General features: G+C 51.7%; 27 protein-coding genes, 2 tRNA genes and 1 rRNA gene. 20 read left to right on the top strand and 10 right to left on the bottom strand.

The annotated features are described in order from the left end of the window. Positions 1 to 437, top strand: a 23S ribosomal RNA gene (locus tag MVG27_RS08910); the annotation flags it as partial. 416 nt (positions 438 to 853) lie between these two features. Continuing rightward, positions 854 to 1,420, top strand: a complete 567-nt coding sequence (locus MVG27_RS08900) for a DUF366 family protein (RefSeq protein WP_297548994.1) — start codon at positions 854 to 856, stop codon at positions 1,418 to 1,420. Here the strand turns inward: MVG27_RS08900 and MVG27_RS08895 are convergent. After that, the gene (locus tag MVG27_RS08895; protein ID WP_297548992.1) at positions 1,414 to 2,022 is read right to left on the bottom strand and encodes a hypothetical protein; all 609 of its coding nucleotides are present in this window, start codon (positions 2,020 to 2,022) and stop codon (positions 1,414 to 1,416) included. The genes MVG27_RS08900 and MVG27_RS08895 overlap by 7 nt on opposite strands. Before the next feature lie 109 nt (positions 2,023 to 2,131). Here MVG27_RS08895 and lysS point away from each other — a divergent pair, with 109 nt between their 5' ends. Beyond that, a complete protein-coding gene (gene lysS / locus MVG27_RS08890; protein WP_297549011.1) occupies positions 2,132 to 3,712 on the top strand; it encodes a lysine--tRNA ligase in 1,581 nt (526 codons plus the stop codon). 1 nt (position 3,713) lies between these two features. On the opposite strand, the gene MVG27_RS08885 is transcribed toward lysS, so the two are convergent. Continuing rightward, positions 3,714 to 4,400 (bottom strand): class I SAM-dependent methyltransferase, encoded by a 687-nt coding sequence (locus MVG27_RS08885; RefSeq protein ID WP_297548990.1) that lies wholly within the window; start codon positions 4,398 to 4,400, stop codon positions 3,714 to 3,716. A 160-nt stretch (positions 4,401 to 4,560) separates the two neighbouring features. On the opposite strand from MVG27_RS08885, the gene MVG27_RS08880 reads away from it, so the two are divergent. Then, positions 4,561 to 5,145, top strand: a complete 585-nt coding sequence (locus tag MVG27_RS08880; RefSeq protein WP_297549009.1) for an indolepyruvate oxidoreductase subunit beta — start codon at positions 4,561 to 4,563, stop codon at positions 5,143 to 5,145. On the opposite strand, the gene MVG27_RS08875 is transcribed toward MVG27_RS08880, so the two are convergent. Continuing rightward, entirely contained in the window at positions 5,146 to 6,321 is a 1,176-nt protein-coding gene (locus tag MVG27_RS08875; RefSeq protein WP_297548988.1) for an MFS transporter, read from the bottom strand. Between the two features lie 83 nt (positions 6,322 to 6,404). Here MVG27_RS08875 and MVG27_RS08870 point away from each other — a divergent pair, with 83 nt between their 5' ends. The 4 genes from MVG27_RS08870 to MVG27_RS08855 are packed head-to-tail and all read left to right on the top strand — an operon-like array spanning position 6,405 to position 10,393. Continuing rightward, entirely contained in the window at positions 6,405 to 7,316 is a 912-nt protein-coding gene (locus MVG27_RS08870) for a phosphate uptake regulator PhoU (RefSeq protein WP_297549007.1), read from the top strand. A gap of 59 nt (positions 7,317 to 7,375) precedes the next feature. Beyond that, positions 7,376 to 8,296, top strand: coding sequence for an isoaspartyl peptidase/L-asparaginase family protein (locus MVG27_RS08865; protein WP_297470916.1), 921 nt, complete (start codon positions 7,376 to 7,378; stop codon positions 8,294 to 8,296). Between the two features lie 8 nt (positions 8,297 to 8,304). Then, positions 8,305 to 9,465 carry an MFS transporter gene (locus tag MVG27_RS08860; protein ID WP_297549005.1) on the top strand — a complete coding sequence of 387 codons (1,161 nt, stop codon included), beginning with the start codon at positions 8,305 to 8,307 and terminating at the stop codon, positions 9,463 to 9,465. Continuing rightward, positions 9,455 to 10,393, top strand: coding sequence for a radical SAM protein (locus MVG27_RS08855; protein WP_297548986.1), 939 nt, complete (start codon positions 9,455 to 9,457; stop codon positions 10,391 to 10,393). Before MVG27_RS08860 ends, MVG27_RS08855 begins: the two co-directional genes overlap by 11 nt. Here MVG27_RS08855 and MVG27_RS08850 read toward each other — a convergent pair. Both MVG27_RS08850 and MVG27_RS08845 read right to left on the bottom strand, forming a co-directional pair. Then, positions 10,362 to 10,853, bottom strand: coding sequence for a hypothetical protein (locus MVG27_RS08850; RefSeq protein WP_297548984.1), 492 nt, complete (start codon positions 10,851 to 10,853; stop codon positions 10,362 to 10,364). The two genes, MVG27_RS08855 and MVG27_RS08850, sit on opposite strands and share 32 nt — an antisense overlap. Next, positions 10,843 to 11,775 (bottom strand): serine/threonine-protein kinase RIO2, encoded by a 933-nt coding sequence (locus MVG27_RS08845; RefSeq protein WP_297548982.1) that lies wholly within the window; start codon positions 11,773 to 11,775, stop codon positions 10,843 to 10,845. Before MVG27_RS08845 ends, MVG27_RS08850 begins: the two co-directional genes overlap by 11 nt. A 102-nt stretch (positions 11,776 to 11,877) precedes the next feature. Here MVG27_RS08845 and MVG27_RS08840 point away from each other — a divergent pair, with 102 nt between their 5' ends. Further along, the gene (locus MVG27_RS08840; RefSeq protein WP_297549003.1) at positions 11,878 to 12,987 is read left to right on the top strand and encodes an MFS transporter; all 1,110 of its coding nucleotides are present in this window, start codon (positions 11,878 to 11,880) and stop codon (positions 12,985 to 12,987) included. On the opposite strand, the gene MVG27_RS08835 is transcribed toward MVG27_RS08840, so the two are convergent. Further along, on the bottom strand, positions 12,974 to 14,164 hold the full coding sequence (locus MVG27_RS08835) for a proteasome-activating nucleotidase (protein WP_297548980.1): 1,191 nt from the start codon (positions 14,162 to 14,164) through the stop codon (positions 12,974 to 12,976). The two genes, MVG27_RS08840 and MVG27_RS08835, sit on opposite strands and share 14 nt — an antisense overlap. Before the next feature lie 179 nt (positions 14,165 to 14,343). Between MVG27_RS08835 and cas6 the strand changes: the two genes are divergently transcribed. Continuing rightward, the gene (gene cas6 / locus MVG27_RS08830) at positions 14,344 to 15,093 is read left to right on the top strand and encodes a CRISPR-associated endoribonuclease Cas6 (protein ID WP_297548978.1); all 750 of its coding nucleotides are present in this window, start codon (positions 14,344 to 14,346) and stop codon (positions 15,091 to 15,093) included. Here cas6 and MVG27_RS08825 read toward each other — a convergent pair. Next, complete coding sequence (locus MVG27_RS08825; protein WP_297470921.1) at positions 15,050 to 15,946, bottom strand: glycosyltransferase 4 family protein; 897 nt, start codon at positions 15,944 to 15,946, stop codon at positions 15,050 to 15,052. The genes cas6 and MVG27_RS08825 overlap by 44 nt on opposite strands. A gap of 53 nt (positions 15,947 to 15,999) precedes the next feature. Here MVG27_RS08825 and MVG27_RS08820 point away from each other — a divergent pair, with 53 nt between their 5' ends. Together MVG27_RS08820 and MVG27_RS08815 are read left to right on the top strand one after the other, a co-directional pair. Next, positions 16,000 to 17,322: an HAD-IA family hydrolase gene (locus MVG27_RS08820; RefSeq protein ID WP_297548977.1), complete on the top strand. Its 1,323-nt coding sequence runs from the start codon at positions 16,000 to 16,002 to the stop codon at positions 17,320 to 17,322. A 5-nt stretch (positions 17,323 to 17,327) separates the two neighbouring features. Further along, a complete protein-coding gene (locus tag MVG27_RS08815) occupies positions 17,328 to 17,696 on the top strand; it encodes a DUF2304 family protein (RefSeq protein ID WP_297548976.1) in 369 nt (122 codons plus the stop codon). Here the strand turns inward: MVG27_RS08815 and MVG27_RS08810 are convergent. The 3 genes from MVG27_RS08810 to MVG27_RS08800 are packed head-to-tail and all read right to left on the bottom strand — an operon-like array spanning position 17,689 to position 19,375. Next, the gene (locus MVG27_RS08810; protein WP_297548974.1) at positions 17,689 to 18,222 is read right to left on the bottom strand and encodes a cytidine/deoxycytidylate deaminase family protein; all 534 of its coding nucleotides are present in this window, start codon (positions 18,220 to 18,222) and stop codon (positions 17,689 to 17,691) included. The genes MVG27_RS08815 and MVG27_RS08810 overlap by 8 nt on opposite strands. 1 nt (position 18,223) lies before the next feature. Then, positions 18,224 to 19,003, bottom strand: coding sequence for a M48 family metalloprotease (locus tag MVG27_RS08805; RefSeq protein ID WP_297548972.1), 780 nt, complete (start codon positions 19,001 to 19,003; stop codon positions 18,224 to 18,226). 6 nt (positions 19,004 to 19,009) lie between these two features. Next, complete coding sequence (locus tag MVG27_RS08800; RefSeq protein ID WP_297549001.1) at positions 19,010 to 19,375, bottom strand: BlaI/MecI/CopY family transcriptional regulator; 366 nt, start codon at positions 19,373 to 19,375, stop codon at positions 19,010 to 19,012. Positions 19,376 to 19,468: 93 nt separating this feature from the next. On the opposite strand from MVG27_RS08800, the gene MVG27_RS08795 reads away from it, so the two are divergent. The 8 genes from MVG27_RS08795 (at position 19,469) to MVG27_RS08760 (ending at position 24,311) form a co-directional block, all read left to right on the top strand. Next, positions 19,469 to 19,546, top strand: a tRNA-Arg gene (locus tag MVG27_RS08795). A gap of 337 nt (positions 19,547 to 19,883) precedes the next feature. Further along, a tRNA-Gln gene (locus MVG27_RS08790) sits at positions 19,884 to 19,959 on the top strand. Positions 19,960 to 20,315: 356 nt separating this feature from the next. Then, positions 20,316 to 20,558: a hypothetical protein gene (locus tag MVG27_RS08785; protein ID WP_297548970.1), complete on the top strand. Its 243-nt coding sequence runs from the start codon at positions 20,316 to 20,318 to the stop codon at positions 20,556 to 20,558. A 5-nt stretch (positions 20,559 to 20,563) separates the two neighbouring features. Continuing rightward, entirely contained in the window at positions 20,564 to 20,995 is a 432-nt protein-coding gene (locus tag MVG27_RS08780; RefSeq protein ID WP_297548998.1) for a hypothetical protein, read from the top strand. Positions 20,996 to 21,182: 187 nt separating this feature from the next. Then, on the top strand, positions 21,183 to 21,782 hold the full coding sequence (locus MVG27_RS08775) for a DUF1102 domain-containing protein (RefSeq protein WP_297548968.1): 600 nt from the start codon (positions 21,183 to 21,185) through the stop codon (positions 21,780 to 21,782). Positions 21,783 to 21,796: 14 nt separating this feature from the next. Continuing rightward, entirely contained in the window at positions 21,797 to 22,342 is a 546-nt protein-coding gene (locus MVG27_RS08770; RefSeq protein WP_297548966.1) for a DUF1102 domain-containing protein, read from the top strand. A gap of 45 nt (positions 22,343 to 22,387) precedes the next feature. Further along, positions 22,388 to 23,446, top strand: a complete 1,059-nt coding sequence (locus MVG27_RS08765; protein ID WP_297548964.1) for a signal peptidase I — start codon at positions 22,388 to 22,390, stop codon at positions 23,444 to 23,446. Beyond that, positions 23,439 to 24,311 (top strand): hypothetical protein, encoded by an 873-nt coding sequence (locus tag MVG27_RS08760; protein WP_297556522.1) that lies wholly within the window; start codon positions 23,439 to 23,441, stop codon positions 24,309 to 24,311. Before MVG27_RS08765 ends, MVG27_RS08760 begins: the two co-directional genes overlap by 8 nt.

The raw sequence follows: 24,311 nt of genomic DNA, 5'->3' as shown, positions 1-24,311 counted from the left end.
CCTCGCTGTCGGCTCTTCCCATCCTGGCCCTGCAGCAGGGGCCAAGGGTGGGGGTGTTCACCCATTAAAGGGGAACGTGAGCTGGGTTTAGACCGTCGTGAGACAGGTCGGATGCTATCTACCGGGGGTGCTGGCCGCCTGAGGGGAAGGCTCCCCCAGTACGAGAGGAACAGGGAGCCGCGGCCTCTGGTCTACCGGTTGTCCTACAGGGCATAGCCGGGCAGCTACGCCGCGTCCGATAAGGCCTGAAAGCATCTAAGGCCGAAGCGGTCCCCGAAAATAGGCGGCCATTCCTGGGCGTTTGGGCCTGGGCGACCGGTCCGTTGCCCAGGACGAGGGCTCGGGAAGAAGACCCGTTTGATGGGGCGGGGGTGTAAGCGGGAAGGGAAACCGACCCGTTCAGCCTGCCGCTCCCAACAGCCCGAGTGCCCCGGGCGGGGCGTCTGATAGACCAGCTCGCCTATGCACGGCCCTCAGCTGACTTAACCTAACTTGACTCTTCTGTAGAACTCAACAAGATTAAATTCTTCCTGCCGTTCTTATCTCGGTGATTTTGATAAAACTGCTAGTTCTTGATTTAGATAGCACACTCTGGAACCATGGAGATGCGAGTTCCTCAAATGGACAGGCGAAAGGTTTGTTCTAACCATCGCCAGCTGGAACATCGAGGATAAGGTAAGGCCCATCCTTGAGGGCTTCAGCCTCTGGGACTACTTCCAAAAAAATCGAATATCATCCAACAGGGCCGACATGATAAAGATGACCATCCTCGGGTTGACTTCGTGCACATGTGGGTGGATGCGAAATCTTTTGAAGAACTAAGGGAACTTCTTGAAAAGCTGGGGTGATTGATATGGAGCTTTTGGTTGTCAAGGATAGGCGCATTGATTACGACGGCTCGGCAATTAAAAGCCACTGGGCCTACAGGAATTTTGGAATCCTTGGAAATTCGCTCGTCGTCTTCCGCGGGAAGTGCGACGTTAAAGTCGAGGAAATGATTGATATAGAAGATTTGAGGGCGAGCAAGGAAATCAAAAGCGACGACATGGTGCACTACATAATTGAGGTCTTTGATTTGGTCAACGCGCTTTTCGCCTCAACCCTCCAGAAGCTGTTTATAGCAAGGCTCTGTGAAGTTCTCGGCGAATACGGGATAAAGACTACCAGAAAGGGCGACGACATCTACGTGAACGGCAGAAAGCTTAGCATCTCAATAGCCACAGTTTCCCCCGTCAGCGTCAAGATTCACATCGGGATAAACGTTGAAGCCAAAGGAATCCCCGAGGGTGTGGATGCAGTCGGTCTCAAGGAGCTTGGAATAACAGACATTGATGACTTCATGGAGAAGACCGGAGAGGCCCTTGTTGCTGAGTTCAAAAAGGTAAAGAAGGACAGCCTTAAGGTTCGGTGGGCTCAGTAGATGAAAAACAGCAAACTTCCAACGAGCGGAACTGCAAGGTTGTCGTCGAGCCAGCCCTGATACTCTGCCAGCGTCAGTATTCCGGCCCACGCAATCTTTTTTATTATCCCTCCATCGAGGAACGCAAATGCTATCAGAACTGCGGTAATTAGGTAGGCCAGGCTTCCGGTCCAGTGCTTTTTCAGCTTTACGTTGAACCCGTGCCTTCTAAAGTAATGGTGCCTCACTATGCCCGTAACCCCATCGCTTATTGCCATCGCGAGTAACAGGGCTGTGGCGTACTTAACCGGCAGAATAAGCGGGATTACCGAGGCAGAAAATGCGAAGAAAACCTCGCCGTAGTTGTGCTCAATTTGATACCACGAGAACTCTTTCTTTTTAATGTGTGGCCACAGCTGAACTAGTCCAAAGGCGAAAGCCGAAACGCTGAAGACTTTGGCTGGAATTTTTCCGTAGTAGAACATTAGAACGGCTGGAACAATGCTGAAATGAATTATCTTCCGGTTTATCCACGCCCATTCATGTCCTAGCTTTTGTGTTATGCCTATTGCGAGGAGAATAATACCTGCGGCAACACCTGCGTAGGGTATCCATTCAATCATTTTTGTTCCCGCGAAATGTAAAGCCTGTTGTCAGAAAAATTTTTCGTTTATTCTTTTTACAAAGCTTAACCTTAAAAGTCCTTTTCCCGAGCTAAGTGGGGTGGTGAGGATGGTTCACTGGGCTGACTACATGGCGGAGAAGATACTCAAAGAAAGGGGCGATAAGGAGGAGTACGTCGTTGAGAGTGGAATCACCCCGAGTGGTTATGTTCACATAGGCAATTTTAGAGAGTTCTTCACGGCTTACATTGTCGGCCACGCCCTCCGAGATAGGGGCAAGAAGGTGAGGCACATCCACATGTGGGATGACTACGACCGCTTTAGAAAGGTTCCGAAGAACGTCCCGCAGGAGTGGAGAGAGCACCTCACGAAACCCGTTCGCGAGGTTCCTGATCCTTGGGGCTGTCATGATAGTTATGCAGAGCACTTCATGGAGAAGTTCGAGGAAGAAGTGAGAAGGCTCGGCATCGAGGCGGATTTCCTCTACGCGAGCGAACTGTACAAATCTGGAGAATACGCCAACGAGATAAGGCTCGCCCTCGAAAAGAGGGACGAAATTAAGGCAGTACTCGACAAGTACCGCGAGAGGGCCAAACAGCCACCTCTCGAAGAGAGCTGGCAACCGGTGATGGTCTACTGTCCGAAGTGTAGGCGCGAGGCGAAGTTCGTTTCTTGGGATGGCGAGTGGAAGGTTAAATATCGCTGTGAGCACTGTGGAGAGGAAGGAGAGACCGACATAAGGGAGGGCAACGTCAAACTTCGCTGGCGCGTTGACTGGCCGATGCGCTGGGCGCACTTCAAGGTTGACTTTGAACCGGCCGGAAAGGACCACTTAGCTGCTGGAAGCTCCTATGACACCGGAAAGGAGATATCCGAGAAGGTCTTTGGCTGGAAGGCCCCGATGACGCTGATGTACGAGTTCGTCGGAATAAAGGGTCAGAAGGGCAAGATGAGTGGCTCAAAGGGTAACGTTATTCTCCTCAGTGACCTTTATGAAGTTCTCGAGCCGGGTATAATCCGGTTTATCTACGCAAAGGCGAGGCCAAATAAAGAGCTTAAGATTGACCTTGGCCTTGGGCTCCTTAACCTCTACGACGAGTTCGACAAGGTCGAAAGGATATACTTCGGCCTTGAAAAGGCCAAGAACTCTGAGGAAGAGGAGGAACTGAAGAGAACCTACGAGCTCTCGATGCCAAAGGTTCCTGAAAGGCTGGTGGCCCAGGCCCCGTTCCGCTTCCTCGTAACTCTCGTCCAGATGCCACACCTTGACGAGGAAGGAATAATTCGCGTTCTCAAGGAGCAGGGTCACGTTCCAAAGGAGCTGAGCGAAGAAGACCTAGAGAGAATTAGGCTCCGCATAAAGCTCGCCAAGAACTGGGTTGAAAAATATGCCCCCGATAACGTAAAGTTCAAAGTACTTGAAAATTTACCTAATCTCAAACTTGAACATGATATAAGAGACGCTCTTGAAGAACTTGCAGAATGGCTTGAAACAAATAAGAACTTTACTGTTGATATGTTAAATAATGTCATTTTCAACGTTGCCAAAAAACGTGGAATTCCCAGTAAGAGATGGTTCAAGATCCTTTATAATCTCTTCATCGGAAAGGATCGCGGACCGAGGTTGGCTCCTTTCCTGGCTTCCCTCGACAGGGAATTCGTCATCAAACGCCTCCGCCTTGAGGCCTGACCTATTTTTTTGGCACATAGACCTGAAAGTAGCTGTGCTCGTTTATTTTTTCCTCGGCAATCTTTTTGAAGTAGAGCTTTGCCAGAAGTTCAACTGCTGTTTTTCCCCAGACGTTGAACCTGACGCGGAAGGATTTATCCTCACTCTGAAACTCTATGAGAACGGTTTTCTCGTCTTTGTCCGGTAGAACCTTGCTAATCCAGTACTCGGCACCGACAACCTGTCCGTTCATTAGAACAGGGAGAAGTTCCCTAAGGTCCGTGAACTGGAGGAATAGCTTTCCTCCGGGTTTCAGAACTCTGGCGATCTCTCGAAAGGCCTTCCCGAGTTCCAAAGGCTCGAAGTGCACGAGGTTGTCAATGAAGAGGACGTAGTCGAAGGAGCTGTCCTCGAAGGGCAAATTCCTGGCATCACCTTTAACGAACTCGACCCTTGAGCCCTTCTCCTTTGCGAAGCTCTGTGCAAGGGACAGCATGTAATCGCTGTTGTCAACTCCAATAACTTCGAACCCAAGGTCCTCGAGGAGGAAGGAAAATCCCCCCGCCCCACATCCGAGGTCGAGAACTTTGCCCTTTTCTTTCATAAACTTTACAAGGAGTGGCTCCAGGCTTTCGATTCTCCTTTTGTATTCGTCGGAGTATATGTCGCTGTATGCCTTGAATGCCGAGTAGTACTCCTCGAACGTCATGTTCTTAGATTTTGGTGTTGTCCCTTAAATAGAATTCTATGACATTTGAGCAAGATATAGTGAGAAAGACAAGGAATTTTTCGGGAAAATTACGTATTTAGGCGAATTTTTTTGAGCTTAGCTTTTTATTCCCTCTCCCCAATCAATCTCGGTGGTGTTCATGGAGTTCAACCTTATCATCACCGGTGTCGGTGGCCAGGGCAGTTTGACCCTCTCCAGGATAATCGGGAACGCGGCTATGGTCGAGGGTTACAACGTTAGGATAGGTGAGACCCTTGGAATGAGCCAGCGCTACGGTAGCGTTCTGAGCTATCTGCGCTTCGGTGAGGAGGTTTATTCGCCCCTCATCGAGGAGGGCAAGGCCAACCTCATGTTGGCACTCGAGCCGGCCGAGGCTTTGAGGAACGCCCGCTTTTTAGGAAAGAAGAGCGTGGCGATAATCAACGCCTATCCAATCCACACTGCAACCACTTTGGTCGGCAAGGAGCGCTATCCCGAGCTCGAGGAGATAAGGGACGCTATAGGAAAAATCTGCTCGGTTCACATGGCCAACTTCCAGAGGGAAGCTGATAAGATAAACCCCCGTACTTTGGGCGTTCTGATGCTCGGCTACGCCCACGGTAAGGGCCTAGTTCCTCTGAGGCGCGAGTCCCTGCTTGAGGGCATAAAGCTCACCCTCCGCGAGAAGCTCTGGGAGATGAACTTTAAAGCTCTAGAGCGCGGTGAGGAGCTGGCTAAGGAGTAACTATCTTTTCTCCCCATTGTGTTTGATGAAGAAGGCGTAAAAGAGTGCCGTTGCAGAGGCATAGAGGAGCGCGGTGGCGTAGAAGGGATAAGCTAAGGAAACGGCGAAGAGCGTTCCGCCTATTGAGTTTCCTACTCCCCTCATAAACGTCGAAAACGCCTGCTGGATTCCGTTGGCCGTGGCCTTTTCCTCGGTTCTGAAGAACCCCATCATGAAGGAGCTGTTTATGGGCCAGATTATGTTCATGAGTATTGCCCTGAGGACGTAAACCGCTCCCGCTAAAGCGAAGGTCTCTATTGATGGAAACACCACGAGGAGGAAGGTGGCCGTCCCCTGGAATGCTGTTATGACCTTTACGGGCCCGTATTTCTTGACGAGCTCGGGCAATCCAAAGGAGCCGAGCCCCATGGCCAACTGCTGGAAGAAGAAAATCCAGCTTATTGCTTGGAGGGTTTCTCCAAAGCGGAGCTTGAAGTAGAGGCTCATAAAGGGTATCGTTATTCCCGCGCCGAGGCCTATGAGTGCGCTCGGCAGGGAGAACTTGAGGATTTTGAGAACGAGGGTCTTTTCCCACCTAATCTTTCTTTCCCTTACAACGACGTCCCTGACCATAAGCAGGGCGGGAATAACGAAGACGAACTGGAGGAGCGAGAGGGAAAACGTTATTCTGTACGCGGTTTCCTCGGCGAGGGACAGGCCCGTAAGATAGCCCGGCAGAAAACCCGCGAGGAGAACCCCCAATGAGTTGAAGAGGGTTCCGAGTCCAAAGCTCTTGGAAAAGGCCTCGTGTCTCCTCTCCTCGGGAACGAGCTCGCTCAGGTAGGCGTTGTAGTTAGGTTGCCTTAGTCCCATGTTCATCCCAACGAGGAGGAAGCCCAGGAAGAGAACGAGGGAATTTATGGCCAGCACCTGGAGGAGCCTCCCTGTTAAGCCTAGAAACGCGCTCAGGAGGAGGGTTTTTCTGTAGCCGAGACGGAGAGATATCGGCCCTGCAAGGAGGAAAAATATACCGCCCACAATTGTTTGTGTTGAGAAAAATGCTCCTATTGCTCGCATGTTATAACCGAGAGCTCTAAGGTAAAAGGGCAGGAGAAAAAAGGAGAACCACAGAAATGTCTGGCCAACTGCGTTTGCCCCTATGAGGATTTTCGCGTCCCTACCGTATTCAGAGAACATGATAAAATGTTCTTCAAATCGTTTATAAGATTATCGAAATGAAGCCTTTAAGTTCCTACCTCTATATATCGTTGGTGCCAGCTATGGAGTTCAGGAAAATACAGTTCACGGGGCGAAGCTCATACATAATTTCCCTCCCCAAAAAGTGGGTTAGGGAGCATGGCCTAAAGCAGGGGGACACGATACCACTGGTTATAAATCCTGACGGGAGCATAACTATATTCCCAAGCGAGCCAAAGGAAGTGAGTGAGAAGAAAGTTCTAGCCCTCTCAAAGGAGTTTTCACCGGACATGGCTATCAGGCTTGTAATCTCTGCTTACATTCAGGGCTACGACGTTCTTGAGATTCAACTAAATGAAGACATGCCGATTTACAAGGTAAAAATCAGGAAGGTTCTCCAGAGTCTTCCGGGCGTTGAGATAATCCTTGACGAGCCGACCAGGATAGTCGCCAAGAGTTTGCTTGATGAGGACGAAGTAAACCTCGCTGAGCTCCTCAGGAGAATTCGCTCCATCGTCGTTTCGATGCTCGGCGACCTCGAGCTTCTCATTAGGGGAGAAGACGGCGAGATAAAACGGGACATAAACGACCTAGAAAACGAGCTCGACCGCTTTTACTTCCTGATAATAAGAACCGTCAACAGGCTTCTAAGCAAGCACACCGTTACTGAAGAGAGCGGAATCGTGAAGAGAACCTTTGACCTCATGGGAATCCTGTTCATTGCCCGGGACATCGAGAGGATAGGCGACCACATCATTCGAATCGCCGAGAATCCCAGTGAAATCGACGTTCCATATCTTAGGGAAAAGTTTGAGGCCATGGTAACCCAGATTGAGAGGCGCGATCTCAAGGAGATAGACAGGCTCATGCTTGAAATCCGCGCCACGATTAAGGCCACCGACTACAGGCAGTCGATAGCGAAGGAGAGCTTCAGGAGAATCCTTGAGTACATCGAGAACATCGGAGAGACGATAATAAACATGTCCCTCAGCTGATTTCTTCTCGTTTCCACAATTCTTTTAACCCTTCGAGGGAACTTTTTCCGGTGGTTCTAATGGTCGCGATAATAGTCCATGGTGGCGCCGGGACTATCAAAAAGGAGGAGAGAATACCCAAGGTTATAGCCGGTGTTAGGGAGGCTGTTCTTGCCGGCTGGCGCGAGCTTAAGAGGGGCTCAGCTCTAGATGCCGTTGAGGAGGCTGTAAAAGCCCTCGAGGACAACCCGCTCTTCAACGCAGGAACAGGGAGTGTTCTAACTCTTGACGGAAGGGTCGAGATGGACGCGGCAATAATGCGCGGGAAAACTTTAGATGCTGGTGCAGTTGCCGGAATCTGGGGGGTTAAAAATCCGATAAGCGTTGCCAGAAAGGTAATGGAGAAGACTGACCACGTTCTCCTAATCGGTGAAGGTGCCGTAAAATTCGCGAGGCTTCTTGGTTTCGAGGAGTACGACCCCATAACAGAGGAGAGGCTGAAGCAGTGGAAGGAGCTCAGGAAAAAACTCCTTGAGAAGGGCGAAACCAAGCACTGGAAGAAGCTCAACGAGTTGATAAAGGAGTATCCCGAGGTTCTGAGGAGCACGGTTGGAGCTGTTGCTTTCGACGGTGATGAAGTCGTTGCGGGAACCTCAACGGGCGGGGTTTTCCTCAAGATGTTCGGTCGCGTTGGTGATACCCCAATAATCGGTGGGGGAACGTACGCCAACGAAGTTGCCGGGGCTTCCTGCACGGGTCTCGGAGAGGTTGCCATAAAGTTGGCTTTGGCGAAGAGCGCCACCGACTTTGTAAGGCTCGGCATGGACGCACAGACGGCCAGCGATGCCGCGATAAGCCTCGCGACCAAGTACTTCGGGAAGGACACTATGGGCATAATCATGGTTGATTCCCGCGGAAACGTCGGCTTCGCGAAGAATACAAAGCACATGAGCTACGCCTTCATGAAGGACGGCATGGACGAGCCGGAGGCTGGTGTTTAGTGGGTTCGATGAGGAACGTCTGGCTTTTGAACTTTTCAACGTTCTTTTTCTTCCTCGGGATAAGTGTGGTTACCCCCGTTGTTTCTCCATTTCTCGTCAGCTTAAGGGCCGAGCCATTCCTCGTGGGCCTTATCGCTGGAATAACCTCTTTCCTCTCTCTGGTTTCAAAGCCCATAGGCGGTGCCTTTGGGGATAAAGGTTATCGATTTCATGCCCTCGTTGGGGGCAATTTACTCGGTCTTTTCGCAGGGGTTCTCTACGTGGTCTCTGCATTAAGCTCCAACGTTTACCTCTTCGCCTTCGCGAGGGCAATCCACGGCTTTTCGATGGGCCTGTTCTTTCCTTCCAGCCTCTCAACGGCGGTGGATTTAGCTCCTGAAGGCAGGGTCGGAGAAACACTCGGCTGGCGTGGGATGATGTTCTCCCTGGGGAATATAGTTGGTCCCGCCATAGGTGGCTACGCCTCCGATGCCATAGGTTTCTCGGGGGCCTTTGCTCTTACTGCCCTGTTCTCGGCGGTTGGAGCTCTCTTTGCCCTCGTGGCATGGAAGGAAGCAGGAGATATAGCTAAACCGAGGGAGCACGAGAAGGCCAGCTACCGCGAGCTACTCAGGGTTTCCTTCGTTTCGGCATCGCTGACGCTCTTTCTCTTCTCCGTTAGTTACGCGGGTGTTACAACATATCTGCCGGCGCTCTACAAGTCCCTCTCGCTTCCCCAGAGCCTCTTCGGTTACTACATGATGGTAATAGGGCTTTTCTCCTTTATGACGCGGGTTATCGGCGGTAAAAGCGCCGACAGGAAGGGACCCGTTCCAGTGATAACCCTTGGACTAATCCTCCTCCTTGCAGGCTACGTGCTCCTCAACGTTTACCTGTTCCCGCCTATGGCCTATCTGAGTGCGTGTCTCATAGGGGCTGGTTTTGGTCTGGCCGTTCCTGCCATGCAACTTATGGCCCTCGGAAGTCTTCCAAAGAGGATACGGACGATGGGTTCGGGAATATACACGATGTTCTTCGACCTTGGAATGCTGGCAGGCCAGGTGAGCCTCGGCTACGTCGCCCAGCTTAAGGGCTACTACGGTGTTTTCCCGCTCCTGCCACTCATTTTGGGGGCTGGTTTTATAACCCTCTATGCTCCAGCTTTGTGGGGGAAGCTGAATGCTCGTTAGGGTCTCCTACGGAACCGCGATAGCGATGGGACTAATCAGGGCCAGGCTCATGGCCAGGCCAACGACCGCTTATCTCATGACGTACTGGCCCGGTAAGTGCTCCAACGACTGCGCCTTCTGCGCCCAGGCAAGGACGAGCAAAGCTAACCTTGACAGGCTTTCCCGCGTGACGTGGCCGGCCTTTGAGCTTGAGGAAGTGGTTAAAGCCCTCCCTAACGGCCACTTCGGAAGGATATGCCTCCAGACCATAGACTATCCGGGCATGCTCGACGACGTTTTTGCCCTTCTCGAGGCTTTCAGACCCCTTAAACTTCCCGTTTCAATCTCAATAACGCCCGTTGATTCTGAAACGCTGGGGCGTTTCAAATCCTTGGGCGTTGACTACGTTGGCGTCGGCCTCGACGTGGCGAGCGAGAGGCTTTTCAAAACACTCAAGCCCGATTTTGACTGGCGAGAGATGTGGGATTTCGCCGAGAGAATCGTTGATGTCCTCGGTTCTGGAAGGGCCTTCGTCCACGTTATAGTCGGCCTCGGAGAAACCGACAGAGAGCTAATCGAGACGTTTGAGAGGGCCTATTCTACAGGAGCAGACGTTTCTCTCTTCGCGTTCACTCCCCTTAAGGGAACGAGGCTTGAGAACCTTTCACCACCGAGCCTTGAGCGCTACAGGAGGATTCAACTTGCAAGGTGGCTGGTGGAGAACGGCCTGGTGGACAGAATACTCCTTGAGGGCAATGAAATAGTCGGCTTTGACCTTGATAACCTCAATGTTCCGCCGTCTGTTTTCTCTACCCACGGCTGTCCGGCATGTAACAGGCCATACTACAACGAGAGGCCGAGAAGAGAGCCCTACAACTTCCCGTTTCCGCCGGAAAAAGGGTATGTGGAGGAAACCCTTACTCGATTAGGCTCTCGAAGACCTCGTTGAACTCTGGCAGGAGGAACTTTTCCCTTACCTTTTCGCCCTTTGCGAGCTTTACAAGCGCTAGGGTGAAGCGGTGCAGTTCCTCGTCCTCCTCTATGAGCCTGAGCGTCGCCTCCATGTTCTCGGCAAGTTCGCTGAGGCGGTTTTCCCTCTTGATTATCGCCAGTATGTCGCCGAGCCTCTTAATGCCGAGCCTGTAGTGGTCCTCGCTTGGAGCCCTTAGAATGGCTCTGAGGGCGCACTTGACGGCTCCCCTGTAGTTGTCCTCCTGAAGGAAGATGTCGGCCAGGCGGAAGCAGGCCTCGAAGTAGAACTCAGGCTCGACTTCCAGGCTCTCGTGGAGTATCTCGTCGAGCTTCTTCTTTGCGGTTTCGAGGTCTCGCCTGTTTTCCGCCTCGATGGCCTCGCGGAAGAGCCTAACTATTCTCTCGCGCCTGTTCAGGGGTTCGTACTTAATCACCATGCCCCTCCCCCCTGCTCTCATGCCATGCCTCCTCAAAGGCCGGCCAGATTTCATCAAAGCTCCTGTTAACTCTCCACCTTCTCCTAAAGGCGTTGATTATGACGTTCAAATCCCTCTTCAACAGCTCGTAGCTCTCGGGGTTGGCGGTTGTGAGGTGTTGTGCCCAGTCTATTATCAGGATGTCGTCCCCTGTTAATACGACGTTAAACTCGCTCAGGTCGGAGTGGACTATTCCAAAGCGCACTATCTTGAGGTACTCCTCCAGGATTCTGTCGAGGAAGTTCTCGGCTTCCTCTCTGGTGAGCTCGTCGTCCCTTAGCTCGGCCAGTTCGGTTCCCTCAACGAACTCCATTACCAGAACGTGCCGGTTCCACGCTACCGGCTTTGGAACCCTCGCTATTGGGCTGAGAAGAACCAGTGCGTCGTACTCCTTCTTGGCTATGAGCCTTGAAACGTAGAGCCAGCTCGTGTGGTGCTTGTCCGCGAAGACGTGGGAATGGTAGCCCGCCCTCCGGGAAGCCGTCCTTCCGCCTATCCTGTTGAACTTAACGGCGACCTTCTCGCCGGTTGGCGTTATTCCAACGTAAACGTCGGCGTCCTTTCCAACGCCTATCTGGGTTGTACTTATCGCCTCCACGACACCCTTCCTCGCGAGTGCCCTTATGGCCAGGACATCGTAGCCGTGTATCGTCAGCTGGTAGCCTATGTATCCTATGTCGCTCCTCCGTCTGACTAGGGACATGTCGTCTAGCTTGCCCAACCGAAAGGACGCCGTTTCAACGTCCACCCTCGCGAAGCGGGCTATGTCCTCCAGTGGAACCCACTTGTGGTGTCTCATGTTTAGCTCTACTCCCCTGAGGATTCTGAAGTCCAGGTCGCGGAGGCGCGGGTAGGCCTCAAGAGCCAGCAGTTTGCTTACCATCTCCTTCTCTCCTCCCGGCGTTACTTGTCTTGGATTCTTATAAACCTTAGTTGGACACCTTTGTCCGACAGATTTTTAACCGCTCAGTTGTTCATCGAAGCTATGCTCCTCCAGTTGCTACTCATAACTCTGGGCTGGATTTTCAACTACGCCCACAGGATGGTGGTTTCTCCGCTCCTGCCCATGATTAAGTCAGAGTTCCATCTCACGAACGCTCAGGCCGGTCTTTTGATGACAGCGTTGCTCCTTCCCTACGCCATCGTTCAGGTTCCCGCCGGTTACCTCGGAGACCGCTTTGGAAGGAGAAAGCTTCTCACACTGAGTATCTTTGGCTACTCCCTCTCATCGGCGATGCTCTTCTTTGCATCGAGTTACTGGGAGGTTCTGGCTTTCAGGGCCCTCTACGGCTTCTTCTCCGGTCTCTACTACGCCCCTGCGACGGCTTTAATAGCCGAGGCCTACGGTAGGAGGAAGGGCTCTGCCCTTGGTGTCTTTATGCTCGGTCCTCCCGTCGGTTCCGGCATAGTTCCATTCATTGTCGTGCCGATAGCCCTGAACCTCGGATGGCGCTACGCCTTTCCGGTTTTGGGTATAATGAGTTCGGCTGTGGGAGTCCTGCTCCTCTCGTCCCTTAGAAAGCTTGAGGAGAAACGGGTAAGGGCAAGGCTTTCCATTGAAGTCGGGTCAACAAACCTTGCCCTTGCCAACTTTCTCTCGCTCATGGCCTTTTTTGGAGTTCTGACGTTTCTCGTGGCGTTCTTGACCCACGGGGGAATGGGGGTTGAGAGGGCTTCCTACCTGTTCTCCCTGCTCTCCTTAGTTGGTGTAGTTGGTTCTCTCGCGGGAGGTTTTCTCTACGACAGGCTCGGAAGAAGGGCGCTGGAGGTAGTGTTCATCTTCAACGCGGTTTTCATAGTGCTCCTTGCCCTAAGGCCCGGCCTCGTTCCTGTTCTGATACTCGGCCTGACGTTCTACTCCGTGGGGCCGATGGTCACAGCCTTCACAGCAGAAACAGCGGAAAAGGATAACCTGGGCTCCGTTATGGGATTCGTTAACATGGTGGGCTTCTTTGGGGCTACCGTCGGGCCCTATTTCACCGGCTACCTGATAGACAGGCTGGGTTATAGAGAAGCGTTCTTTTCCATAGCGGTTCTCTACGTTCTGGCCGAGGTAATAATAAAGGAGACAGAAACGAGGGTCAGCCGTACATGACCTCGTGCATCGCTATCGCCTGGGCGAGCTTCCTCTCGGCTCCCAAGACCTTCTCGACCGCCTTGAGGAAGTCATTCTGCGTAACGTACTCGCGCCTGTCTCTGATTGCGAACATGCCAGCTTCCGTCGCTATCGCCTTTAGGTCAGCGCCGCTCGCGCCCTCTGTGAGCTCGGCTATGATGCGCAGGTCAACGTCCTTCAGGTTCATCTTCCTCGTGTGAACCTTGAGTATCTCAAGCCTTCCGCGGAAGTCCGGGAGCGGAACCTCTATGAGTCTGTCGAACCTGCCCGGCCTTAGCAATGCAGGGTCGAGTATGTCGGGCCTGTTGGTTGCGGCTATGACCTTGACGTTTCCGCGCGGGTCGAAGCCGTCCATCTCCGCTAAAAGTTGCATGAGGGTTCTGTTAACCTCTCTCTCGCCACCCGTCGTTTCGTCCATCCTCTTCGCGCCTATGGCGTCAATCTCGTCTATGAAGATTATCGTTGGGGCCTTCTCCTTGGCGAGTTCAAACAGCTCGTGAACCAACCGGGCACCCTCGCCGATGAACTTCCTCACGAGTTCGCTACCGACTACGCGTATAAAGGTGGCGTTAACTTCCCTCGCAAGGGCCTTTGCCATAAGGGTCTTTCCACAGCCCGGCGGGCCGTAGAGGAGGACGCCCTTTGGCGGTTCTATCCCGACCTTTTCAAAGAGTTCTGGATGTTTGAGCGGAAGCTCTATGGCCTCCCTGAGTTCCTGGAGTTGTTTCTCCAGACCGCCGATGTCATCGTACGTGACCTTTGGCCTCTCTATGACCTCGAAGCCGAGAACGCTCGGGTCCTTCTCAGTCGGAAGGAGTTCCACTATCGCCATCGTCCTCTGGTCGAGGGCTACCCTTGAGCCGGGCTTGAGCTTGTCCCTCTCAATCCAGGGGGCGATTCTAACAACGAAGCGCGGTCCGTTGTAGTTCTGGACTATAGCCCTCTCGTCGTCGAGAACCTCGATAACGTTGCCCGCAAAGGCCGGGGGCTGTCTGAGCCTCGACATCTCCATCCTCAATCGCGAAAGTTCCCTCTCCAGTCTCTCCTTATCGGCTTCGAGCGTTCTCACTTGGAGTTCGAGCTGTCTAATCCTTCTTTTCAAGAATGTGATGTAGTCATCGTAACTTTCCGGGATGTTGGCATCTTCAATACTCATGCATCTCACCTCTCTGCTATTTCATTATTTATTGACCCTTTTTAACCTTGTTGGGTTTATGCATTCATTAAACAATTCATTCTCACTCTTTGAAATAGTAATTAGATGGATGTTTAACCCGCGAAATTCTTATTAACCTTAAGTTCCAACTCACCATGCTGAAACCGGGGTGGGGTGGAATGAGAATAGAGATCAAACTAAGACCTGCCGAAGAAGGTACAATATTGCCGTTTAATTATAACTATGAAGTTTATTCTCAAATTATTGAAAAGATTTATCTTGTTTCTCCTGAACTTGCTCGTGAAGTTGAAACGAGTCACGCCGACCATTTTACATTTTCGCGGATAATGGTTCGTAAGCGGGAGCTTTTACCCGATGCTGGGATTAGAGTTCTCTCTGACGACGTTTCCCTTTACGTTTCCTCACATTCTCCAGAGCTAATAAAAGCCGTTGCGGAGGGTTTTCTCGATGATCCCCTCCTCAAGATTGGAAACGCCGCGTTCATTGCCGATAATGTTAAAGTGCTCAAAGAACCCGAAATCAAAAACGAAGTCCTCTTCTCGACTTTAAGTCCGATAATGGTGAGAACTGTCAAGTTTGTCAACGGCAGGATGAAGATATGGGACCTTTATCCCAGCGATGAGATGTTCTTTGACAAGCTTCGCAAGGTAATGCTAATGCGCTATTCCGCAATCTACGGTCACATGCCCGAGGACAAGGAGTTCAAGCTTGAGGTTCTCAAGTTCAAGCCCGTAAGGATTCTTGTCAGGGACACGTACTTCAGGAGTTCCCTCATGGTGTTTCGCTACACCGGTTCGGTAGAGCTGGCGAGATTTGGCTATGAGACGGGTTTTGGAGAAAAGACAAGGTACGGCTTTGGAATGGTCAAGGTAATTGACTCAGAACCCAGACGAGAAGGCCAAGGATAAACTCTATTCCCCAGACGATTGCCACGAGTTTTGGCTCCGTAACCCTAACCCTTTTCATTATCGTTCCCAGGAAGCTCGGATACGGCGGTGCCTTTAGCGTTCCGTCTGGCAAAACTTCCGTTCTCCCGTGCTTCCTCACGCCAAAACGAACTCCCAGGGCTTTTATCGTGAAGTCCAGAAAGTGGGGAATCAGCATGATTGCTGTGTAAACCTCGACCTTGCCGAGAATTCCAACGAGGCCTATCAGAGCTCCAAGGCTCAGCGTTCCTGTGTCGCCGGGGAAGACCCTTGCAGGATACCTGTTCCACCAGAGGAAGCCAAGGGAGGCCCCAAGGCCAATCAACGCGAGGTCCCTTGCGGTTCCTTCCGTGATGAGCGCTAAAAAGCAGAGTATTATCGCGCTCGTGCCAACTTCGAGACCGTTGAATCCGGCCAGCATGTTGACCAAATTTGCCGAACCCGTGACGAAGAGCACGGCAAATACCGGGTAGAGAAGGCCTAGGTTCAGTGAATATCCGAAAACGTCAACGCTCCTTCCGACATTTAAAAACGCCACCGGGACTGAGACGAGGAGCGATAGTGCCACTTTATGGGACTGCCTCAGGTTCGTTATGTCATCAACAACCCCAATCAGACCGAAGAGCAGGAAAACCGCGAGTGCATCTGACCCCAGGAGCGCCCCGAGGATTCCAACGGTCAGAACTATCGCCAACCCCCCCATCTCGGGAACCTCGGGCTTTTCGGGCTTGTGTATATCTTTACCCACGATTCCTGCCCTTTTCATCGCGTCCTTTATGTACGCCGTTAGTGCGAGCGAAAGGATTAAAGCTATAAGTGAAATCATCACTATCATCTTTGACACCGGCTTCCCTACGCGGGAGCGAAAATAAACCCTTCGGTGGTAGCATGGACATCAGGGCGGTTGTTTTCGACCTCGATGGGACTCTCGTTGGGGCTGAGAAGCCCTTCAGCGAAGTTAAAAGAGAGCTCAGGGGAAGGCTGGTCTCCCTTGGGATTCCGGCCGAGGAAATAGGCGAGCTAACTCCCATGTACGAGGGCCTTATGGAGCTGTCGCGAAAGACGGGAAGGCCTTTCGAGGAGCTCTACTCGATTCTCGTTGAGCTGGAAGGGGAAAGAATGAAGGATAGCTTCCTCTTCGATGGCGCTATTGAACTCCTCGATTACCTCAAAGGCAGGGGAATAAAGCTCGCCCTCATGACCCGGAGTTCCAGAAAAGCCACTCTCATTGCCCTAGAAAGCCATAACCTGTCCAGTTACTTCGATGTAATCTTAACGAGGGACGACGTTCCCGTTGAAGAGCTTAAACCAAATCCGGGCCAGCTGAAGAAAATTCTCGAAACCCTGAACGTCCCTCCCGAAAAAACCCTCGTCGTTGGGGACCACGGCTATGACGTTATCCCCGCTAGGGAGCTTGGTTCGCTCAGCGTTCTTGTTATGGGGCATGAACACGGCAGGATGAGCTTTCAGGTCAAGGCAGAGTCCCATTTTGAAGTGACCAACCTGATTCACCTGAAGGAACTCATTGAGAGGCTCCTCTCGACCTACGTCGTTGTTCCTGCCTATAACGAGGAAAAGACCATCGGCTCCGTTCTGGAGGACCTTCTGAGGTACTTTAAGAGGGAGGAAATAGTGGTTGTAAACGACGGCTCACGGGACAGAACTGAGGAGATAGCACGCTCCTACAGTGTTCGCGTTCTCAATCATCTCGTCAACAGGGGACTCGGCGGTGCTCTTGGAACGGGCTTTGCCTACGCGGTAAGAAAAAACGCGAGGCTCGTCATCACCTTTGACGCCGATGGACAGCACCTAATCGGCGATGCACTTCGCGTCATGAAACCAGTAGCTGAAGGAAGGGCTGATTTTGCCGTCGGTTCGAGGCTCAAGGGCGATACCAGTGAGATGCCCCTTATAAAGAAGTTCGGCAACTTCGTTCTCGACGCGGTCACGGCCCTCTTTGCCGGAAGATACGTCAGCGACAGCCAGAGCGGGCTGAGGTGCCTCAGCGGTGACTGCGTGAGGAAGATACGGATAACCTGCGACCGCTATGCCGTGTCGAGTGAGATTATCATTGAGGCATCAAAGGCCGGCTGTAGAATCGTTGAGGTGCCAATTAAGGCTGTCTATACCGAGTATTCAATGAAGAAGGGAACGAACGTTTTGGAAGGCGTTAAGATAGCGCTCAACCTTCTCTTTGACAAGCTGAGGTGAGGGAAATGTACGCAGTCCAGATGATAACCCTCGTCGTTGTGGTTACCCTCATGGTTTATGTCCTCGGCAAATACAGGAGCGGTGAAGTTGAGTGGGGGGACTTCCTGTTCTGGGAGGCAATTCTGCTCGGTCTGTTCATCGTCGCGTTTTTCCCGGTTAGGATTGCAAACGAAATCAAAAATATACTTGGCCTTGGCCGTGGGCTGGATGCCCTTTTCGTCGTTGCCATAGGTCTGGCATATCTCATGATATTCAAGGTTTACTTGGCCGTTGACAGAACCGAGCGCGAAATAACGGAACTCACTAGAAAGGTCGCCATCGAGCTTGAGGAAATAAACGAAAGGCTTGAGGAAATTGAGAAAAAGCTCAAATGAACTCCCCAAAGAGTTCTTCGAGGAACGCTCTAACGCGCTCCTTTGGTAGTTTGAACTGTCTAATCTTTACTATTCCCTTCTCTTGGGCCTCTCTGAGGAGTATTTCCGTTGCCTCGTTTGGATACATCTCCTCGTAAACAATCTCCTTTATGCCAGCGTTTATCAGAAGCTTGAAACAGGTATCGCAGGGAAAGTGAGTAACGTATAGCGTTGCCCCTTCGAGGCTTATGCCCTTTCTAGCCGCCATCGCTATGACGTTCTGCTCCGCGTGAACGGCTCTATGGCAGTGGCCGTCAACGATGAGACAGCCTACATCAATGCAGTGGTTCATTCCCCTCGGTGCACCGTTGTAGCCAGTAGCCAAGATGTAGCCGTCCTTAACAGCCACGGCCCCAACGCGAAGCCTTGGACACGTTGCCCTGAGGGAAACGAGTTTGGCTATGAGCATGAAGTATTCGTCTTTAGTGGGTCTTATCCTTCTAATCCTCTCGGCCTTTTCCCTGTCGAGGTAAATCTCTATTCCCATGTTACTGCACCTGCTTCATTCTCATTAGGTTGTTCATTTCAAAGGTTATTCGTATGATTCTTTCCTCGTAGCTTGGATGTGTTTCCGTGAAAAATGCAAAGCGCTTTTCCCTCTCTATATTTGGCTCAATGCTCGGAACGGCGCTGACCTTTACCTTCATTCTCAGGTCTTCGTAGTACTTAAGCTCTTCAAGAGCCCTTTTGAGGCTTAGGGGAACTGACAGTAGTCTAAGGGCAGTTTCATCTGCTAAGAACTCCCTCTTTTTCATGAAGTCACTTCTCGCAAGTTCGTACGCCAGGTAAAGAATGAGAGATGTGGCTTTTACTGGCAGGTTTCCAGCCAAAACAAGAAGTAACGTTGTTATCATCATCAGGGCCCTACCGTAAATTATCAAAGGAAACCACCTGGTGTCGCGGTTCTTTATATGGCCAAGTTCATGCGCAGCAACTGCTATTATCTCCTCTTCATCCAGAACTTCGAAGAGGCCAAGAGATAAAACTATTGTATTCCCAAAGGAGTATGCGTTGGGTATGTAGTCGTCGAGCAGATAAATTCGGGGCATTGGAATGTTTGCCTTTCTGGCGAGTTCAGCGATGCCATCGTAGAGCCAGGGCATTTCTTCCCGGTCTAGGGGAATGAGGTTCTCTCCAAATTTGTGTTTTGTTGCCCATATGTACAGCACGGTGAGGAATGCCATTGCTCCTATTGTGGTTATAATCCCGAGGTCTCCGAGAGCACCAAGGAGGAGTATAACCTCGATTATAAGGATGAGGTAAAGCATTATTCATCACTTCTTTATCCTTGAGATATATGCATAAGTTGCCTCTCTGAAGTTCGTCATCAAAGCATCGAGAATACTCTGAACAACTTTTTGCTCAAACTCTTCTCTTGTCGTTGTTATTGAGTATACATATCTCATTCCACCTCTGCCCTTCTCAACTCTCCTTGATAAAAGCCCTTTTTCGCAGAGGCGGTTCATTAGAATACTTATGGTAGATCGTCTTATTTCTGGGTGTTTTTGTTTCATGTACTCATAAACTTGGCCTGCGGTTGCGACTTTCACTTTCCACATGTGTTCCATTATCTCAGCCTCAAGTGGAGGAAGAACAGCTTTAATGCCCTCCTCTGTGAGCTTGAACTCATGGGGCTCCATTTGTCTCACCTACCAATACTTTTTTCTTTATCCTAAAAAGTGTTTTGGCAGGGGTTAATGTTTTTAAGTTACGTTAGATACTCATTCTGGGTTGGGCCGGTGGCTCAGCCTGGACAGAGCGTCGGCCTCCGGAGCCGAAGGTCGCGGGTTCAAATCCCGCCCGGCCCGCCAGTTACAAACTTCGGTTTGATCAAGGCTTGTGATTCTTTTCCGGGGATTCCGGGGATTTCTAGAGTGTTTGCATCTCTAGGAGGAATTTAAATTGAAAATTTGTTTTCAAAATTCCTTTAGTTGGGATTTTTATTTGTTAAAAGTGCTCCAAAGGAGCGCTTCTTGGTGTTAAACCGTGTTTTGAGGCCTGTGAAACGTGAATTTCAAAAGAGCGGTTTGAATGTGCAAACTCTCTAACTCCCCGCTTGGAAATCTCCAACTTTGATGAAACTTTGAGAAGGCAAAGTTTCTGGGAGTAAAATTTATAAATCCTCCTCTTTAGCTATTCAACGGGCACAGCCCCGTGGTGTAGCGGCCAAGCATGCGGGACTCTGGATCCCGCGACCGGGGTTCGAATCCCCGCGGGGCTACCATCGCTTAAGGGCTCCAGAACCCCGAACCCCCTCCATACTTCGTTTCTCGAACCTCATATTATACCCCTATGAGTATCCGGATTGGTTGTTTTTTTACTCAGCAATTCCTGGCTTTTGGGGAAATCTCTGAGCAGTTTTATCAATTGATGTTTTTTGCTCTCTTCATGTGTGATGTTTTCGGATTTTTAATGCCCACACCCCATCCATTGTTCCACTCTACCACTGGTTCCATTGGCGGTAACTCCGAGTTCAGGGTTCGTTTTTGAAAAACGGCCAGTTTTAGCTTTATTTATGTTGAAACTTTGATCAACGAACTTTTTGGGCATGTTTAAATACTTTCCTCCCCTAACTTTACCATGGCCGGATCTTACTCTGGCAGGGAGGTTGAAAAAATGAGGCACGATTTCGAGGGTGAGATTGTTGACGTTCTCAATGATGGAGAGCTGACGGTTGCATTCATCACACGCTTTCTCATGGAACGGGGTTTTGACGTCACAAGACAGGGAGTTGAACGGGCTTTGAGGCGCTTTGCCGAAGATGGTATCGTTGAGACGAGAGTAGGCACCAACGGCAGAAAGCACTACAGGTTGGCACGGTGATTGCCATGGGAACCTCCTCGGTCATACTGGGAAACAGCAGGAGGATGCTCATGATTGAGTACCTCCAGAAGTCCGAGGGGAGGGCCGAGCTGAGGGACATGGTCGAGTACATAGCCGAGAGCGAGGGGAACACCGATAGGAAGCACAGGAAGAGCGTTTACGTGAGTCTAATCCAGACCCACATTCCAAAACTTGAGCGCGAGGGAGTTATAACCTTCAGGCACGGGATTGTAACCTTGGTTAAGGTTCCCGAGGACGTTACCCTTTACATGGAGACGGTCAAGAAGAACGACATAAGCTGGAGCTCCTTCTACGTGGGCCTCTCCCTGATTTTTCTCGCGGCGGCCCTCTACCTGGAGAACCCTCACCTAGCCTTCGCCTCGCTGGTCTACGCAGGAGTGGGTATGATTCACCGGAGGATGATGAGGCGGGTCTGAGATTTTTGGGTAATCCTCCATTACCCGCCGTTAATCTGGCATTTCATATATACTCCAATGGTTCAAGGTATCATTGAGCAACCCTATGGGTTGCCGGGCACTGCGTTGATTTCACCATTGCAGTGGTGAGAATTCGTTCACCGCTGGCTTCCGTTTCCACAGTGCCTCCAATCTGGAGGCGAAAAAGATGAGAAAAAACCTTGCACTTGGAATTTTTGGCCTGCTCGTGGCCTTTGGTCTCGTTCTTGGCTCTGGAGCCAACTTCCGGGACTACAATGCTGACAGGAGTGTCCACTGGGACATAGTCAGCGACGATAACGAGCTTATTGACCTGACGCCGATTCAGCCCTACGCCTACATAAACGACGGTGGCGTCCTCGTCGTTGATATAAGTCCCAACAACCCGAACTACCCGGGCTACGGCCAGGGTCTGAGCCCGAACTCGGAGTACAACTTTGATGAGGTCTTCGCCGTAAGCAACGACCTCTGGGAGGACAACATGAGCATAGTCGTGAGGATTACCAACGCCAACACCGCTATACAGTTCTATGGGGCGGACCACGATATCCACGACGTCAGCACCGGGGCAGTTGTTTACGCCAGCGACATGGCCAAGAACGACGTCTGCTTCCTCCTTAGTCCGGGGGAGGCCGTTAAGGTCGGTATGGACTTCGACGTTGGGAACTTACCTCTCAACACCACGGAAAGTAGCACGATACACATTCAGGCATACAGGCTCGGCACTGAACCCAGTGAACTCGTCGGCAAGTGTGGCCAGGGGTCATGAGGGGGGCATGAGAGATGAATAAACTGTTTGGACTGGCTTTACTGATGGTTGGAATGCTCCTGGCAGTTGGTGCCGGGGCGAACTTCAGGTATTACTCTGCCGAGAGGCAGGCAAGCTTCGACGTTGTGTCCGACGACAACGAGCTTATTGACTTAACTGCTCTCCAGCCCTACGTGACCTACGACGCTGGAAAGCTCTACGTTGACATCAGCCAGTATAATCCAAACCACCCTGCCGATGGGGGTGCCGGAATGAGCCCGAACACAACCTACGTCTTTGAGGAGATGTTCGAGGTAAGCAACGAGCTCTGGGAGAACAACGGGACGGACTACCCGATATGCGTCACCATAAAGACCTCACACCCAGATGTACTTATCTTCGCCGGAACCTACGACAGCCCTATGGCCGGATCGGCCCACAACATAAACTTCACCGTAACCCACGGAAACCCCGTTCCGATTGGAATGGTATTCGACAACACCAACTCCGCAATGCAGGGATACCAGTTCCAGATGAGCATTGAGGCCGTCGCTGGAGCCTGCCCTAGCGAGGGCCCGTGATTTTCTTCCGGGGCCTTGCCCCAACCCTTTTGAGGGTGAGTAGCTATGAAGAAACTGCTCGAGTTCACGTTTGCTTTCATCGTGGTTGTCTTTCTCCTTGGTTCGTTAGCCGGCTTTTTCCTGAACCGCCCCGTGTTTCTGTCCTATGCCTATTCCGATAGCATGACGCCCACCATAAACAGAGGCGACCTCTTTCTGATGAACCCGCTCGCGAGGAACTTCGAGGTCGGCGATATCGTGGTCTTCCACAAGCGCGACGGCTGGACGGTCCACAGGATTTTCGCGATAACGGGGAATGGCATCTTGACCAAGGGCGACAACAACGTCGCCACCGACCAGCAGGACGGCCTTTATCCTCCTGTCAAAGATTCAGATGTGGCAGGAAAGGTGGTCGTTCTCTTCAGTAAGCCACTCCTCCTCAGAGGTGGCGGAGACCTGATTAACTCCATAAGGTTGAAGCTGGACAACCCCTATGCGATAGCCATTCTCCTCATCGCCGGTGCCGTTCTCACCTTCTCCGGCGGGAATAAAAAACGAAAACGGGTCAAATACTACCGAGTGAGCGTTAAGACCCTCTACGCCGTCGCGTCGGCCCTCATAATAGCGGGCTTCCTCTTTGTTACTGTCGCCTCGTGGGGAACGCTAGCCCTTACATACTCCTCAACCCTGGCCGGCAACCAGAGGGAGGGCTGGTATCTACCCGGCTCGACCTTTGATAGGAACCTCACCCTTGAGAACAACGCATTTTACCCCTTCTACTACTTCGTGGACGGTGAAAGTGAGCGAGCACACCTGACCGGGCCGACGTTCTTTCGCATAGGTGGGGGTTCAAGTGTCACCTTCTCGGTTCATGTTACCGTTCCTCGGGACACGAGAATTTACAGGGAGGAGTTCGGGGTCAGGTCGTATCCGGCCGTTCTTCCTGCTTCCTTCGTGGTTTTCCTTTACTCCCTCAGCCCCTACCTTCCGCTCGTTGCCTACGCTACTCTTCTCGCGGGACTGCTCGTGGTCTTCTACTGCCTTGCGGGGATTTCGGAGGGGGACGTCCTTAGAATCAGAAAACGGAGGGGAAGTTTCCTTTCCAAACTTCTAGGAGATGGTTAGCATGAGAAAGTTTTTACCCCTTATTGCTTTCCTCCTCGGACTGCTCTTCATTGTGGGTTCGAGCGGGAACTTCCAGGCTTACACCTCCAGCAGGGATGTTGAGTTTGGGGTTGTTGGGGGAGACAATTCCTACATCGCGTACCGCTGTCTATCAGACCCGGTTCCTGTTAACGCGAGTTCCGGTGTGGAGTTCACCGCGGTAACCGTTGAGAACCTGATGGACAGGCCAATCACCATTCACGTCGAGGCCGATGGCTCGTCCCTTCCACGGGGATTAAGTGGCGATGTTGACAGCTCCACCTATACCCTTGAGCCGGGTGAATCCGTCGCAGTCGGTGGGAACTTTTCCGTCGATGAAGACGTCACAGATGGCACCTATGGGGTTTCCCTCACCGTTTACGCGGAGTGGGACGGCGGAAGTGCTAGGATTGGGGACTGCTCGATGTACGCGAGCGTTGAAACCCCCTACGTCCTGGTTAAGTCCATAGTAGGGGGAGTTTACTTCTATCCCGTTGGTGAGTGGAACTCGATAACGCTCCAGCTCAACTTCACCAACAACGGCGAAGAGGGTGACTTCGTGATAATGGACTCCATCCCTAACCCCGGCTGGAGGGCCTTCTACGTCGTTGGTCTGCCGAGGCCAAGCTCTGGAAGGGCGGATTTGATGATGGACCACTGCCACTGCGGTTGTTCCGGCTGGAGGATAGTGTGGCGCGTCCATGTTGCCCGGGGAGAAACGGTTACCCTGAACATACCCCTTGAAGCTGTCTTCCTCTCTCCCGGGAGTTACACCCTCAACTGCGGGGCCCACCTCTGCGGTACCGACGTCGTTTCAAATAAAATCACAGTTACGGGAGGTCGTTGA

The organism is Thermococcus sp. (genome assembly GCF_027011145.1).
Classification (GTDB): Archaea; Methanobacteriota_B; Thermococci; order Thermococcales; family Thermococcaceae; genus Thermococcus.
The sequence above is the reverse complement of the archived record's forward strand: the minus strand, read 5'-3'. Positions and strand labels throughout refer to the sequence as shown.

Coding starts and splice junctions, on each gene's coding strand:
- MVG27_RS08835 (WP_297548980.1), bottom strand. CDS start 14,164: ATGAGTATTGAAGATGCCAACATCCCGGAAAGTTACGATGACTACATC.
- MVG27_RS08850 (WP_297548984.1), bottom strand. CDS start 10,853: ATGGTGATTAAGTACGAACCCCTGAACAGGCGCGAGAGAATAGTTAGG.
- MVG27_RS08860 (WP_297549005.1), top strand. CDS start 8,305: ATGAGGAACGTCTGGCTTTTGAACTTTTCAACGTTCTTTTTCTTCCTC.
- MVG27_RS08895 (WP_297548992.1), bottom strand. CDS start 2,022: ATGATTGAATGGATACCCTACGCAGGTGTTGCCGCAGGTATTATTCTC.
- cas6 (WP_297548978.1), top strand. CDS start 14,344: ATGAGAATAGAGATCAAACTAAGACCTGCCGAAGAAGGTACAATATTG.
- MVG27_RS08885 (WP_297548990.1), bottom strand. CDS start 4,400: ATGACGTTCGAGGAGTACTACTCGGCATTCAAGGCATACAGCGACATA.
- MVG27_RS08875 (WP_297548988.1), bottom strand. CDS start 6,321: ATGTTCTCTGAATACGGTAGGGACGCGAAAATCCTCATAGGGGCAAAC.
- MVG27_RS08810 (WP_297548974.1), bottom strand. CDS start 18,222: ATGGGAATAGAGATTTACCTCGACAGGGAAAAGGCCGAGAGGATTAGA.
- MVG27_RS08820 (WP_297548977.1), top strand. CDS start 16,000: ATGGACATCAGGGCGGTTGTTTTCGACCTCGATGGGACTCTCGTTGGG.
- MVG27_RS08770 (WP_297548966.1), top strand. CDS start 21,797: ATGAATAAACTGTTTGGACTGGCTTTACTGATGGTTGGAATGCTCCTG.
- MVG27_RS08775 (WP_297548968.1), top strand. CDS start 21,183: ATGAGAAAAAACCTTGCACTTGGAATTTTTGGCCTGCTCGTGGCCTTT.
- MVG27_RS08865 (WP_297470916.1), top strand. CDS start 7,376: ATGGTCGCGATAATAGTCCATGGTGGCGCCGGGACTATCAAAAAGGAG.
- MVG27_RS08855 (WP_297548986.1), top strand. CDS start 9,455: ATGCTCGTTAGGGTCTCCTACGGAACCGCGATAGCGATGGGACTAATC.
- MVG27_RS08870 (WP_297549007.1), top strand. CDS start 6,405: ATGGAGTTCAGGAAAATACAGTTCACGGGGCGAAGCTCATACATAATT.
- MVG27_RS08805 (WP_297548972.1), bottom strand. CDS start 19,003: ATGCTTTACCTCATCCTTATAATCGAGGTTATACTCCTCCTTGGTGCT.
- MVG27_RS08785 (WP_297548970.1), top strand. CDS start 20,316: ATGGCCGGATCTTACTCTGGCAGGGAGGTTGAAAAAATGAGGCACGAT.
- MVG27_RS08800 (WP_297549001.1), bottom strand. CDS start 19,375: ATGGAGCCCCATGAGTTCAAGCTCACAGAGGAGGGCATTAAAGCTGTT.
- MVG27_RS08880 (WP_297549009.1), top strand. CDS start 4,561: ATGGAGTTCAACCTTATCATCACCGGTGTCGGTGGCCAGGGCAGTTTG.
- MVG27_RS08845 (WP_297548982.1), bottom strand. CDS start 11,775: ATGGTAAGCAAACTGCTGGCTCTTGAGGCCTACCCGCGCCTCCGCGAC.
- MVG27_RS08765 (WP_297548964.1), top strand. CDS start 22,388: ATGAAGAAACTGCTCGAGTTCACGTTTGCTTTCATCGTGGTTGTCTTT.
- MVG27_RS08815 (WP_297548976.1), top strand. CDS start 17,328: ATGTACGCAGTCCAGATGATAACCCTCGTCGTTGTGGTTACCCTCATG.
- MVG27_RS08760 (WP_297556522.1), top strand. CDS start 23,439: ATGGTTAGCATGAGAAAGTTTTTACCCCTTATTGCTTTCCTCCTCGGA.
- MVG27_RS08900 (WP_297548994.1), top strand. CDS start 854: ATGGAGCTTTTGGTTGTCAAGGATAGGCGCATTGATTACGACGGCTCG.
- MVG27_RS08825 (WP_297470921.1), bottom strand. CDS start 15,946: ATGATAGTGATGATTTCACTTATAGCTTTAATCCTTTCGCTCGCACTA.
- MVG27_RS08780 (WP_297548998.1), top strand. CDS start 20,564: ATGGGAACCTCCTCGGTCATACTGGGAAACAGCAGGAGGATGCTCATG.
- MVG27_RS08840 (WP_297549003.1), top strand. CDS start 11,878: ATGCTCCTCCAGTTGCTACTCATAACTCTGGGCTGGATTTTCAACTAC.
- lysS (WP_297549011.1), top strand. CDS start 2,132: ATGGTTCACTGGGCTGACTACATGGCGGAGAAGATACTCAAAGAAAGG.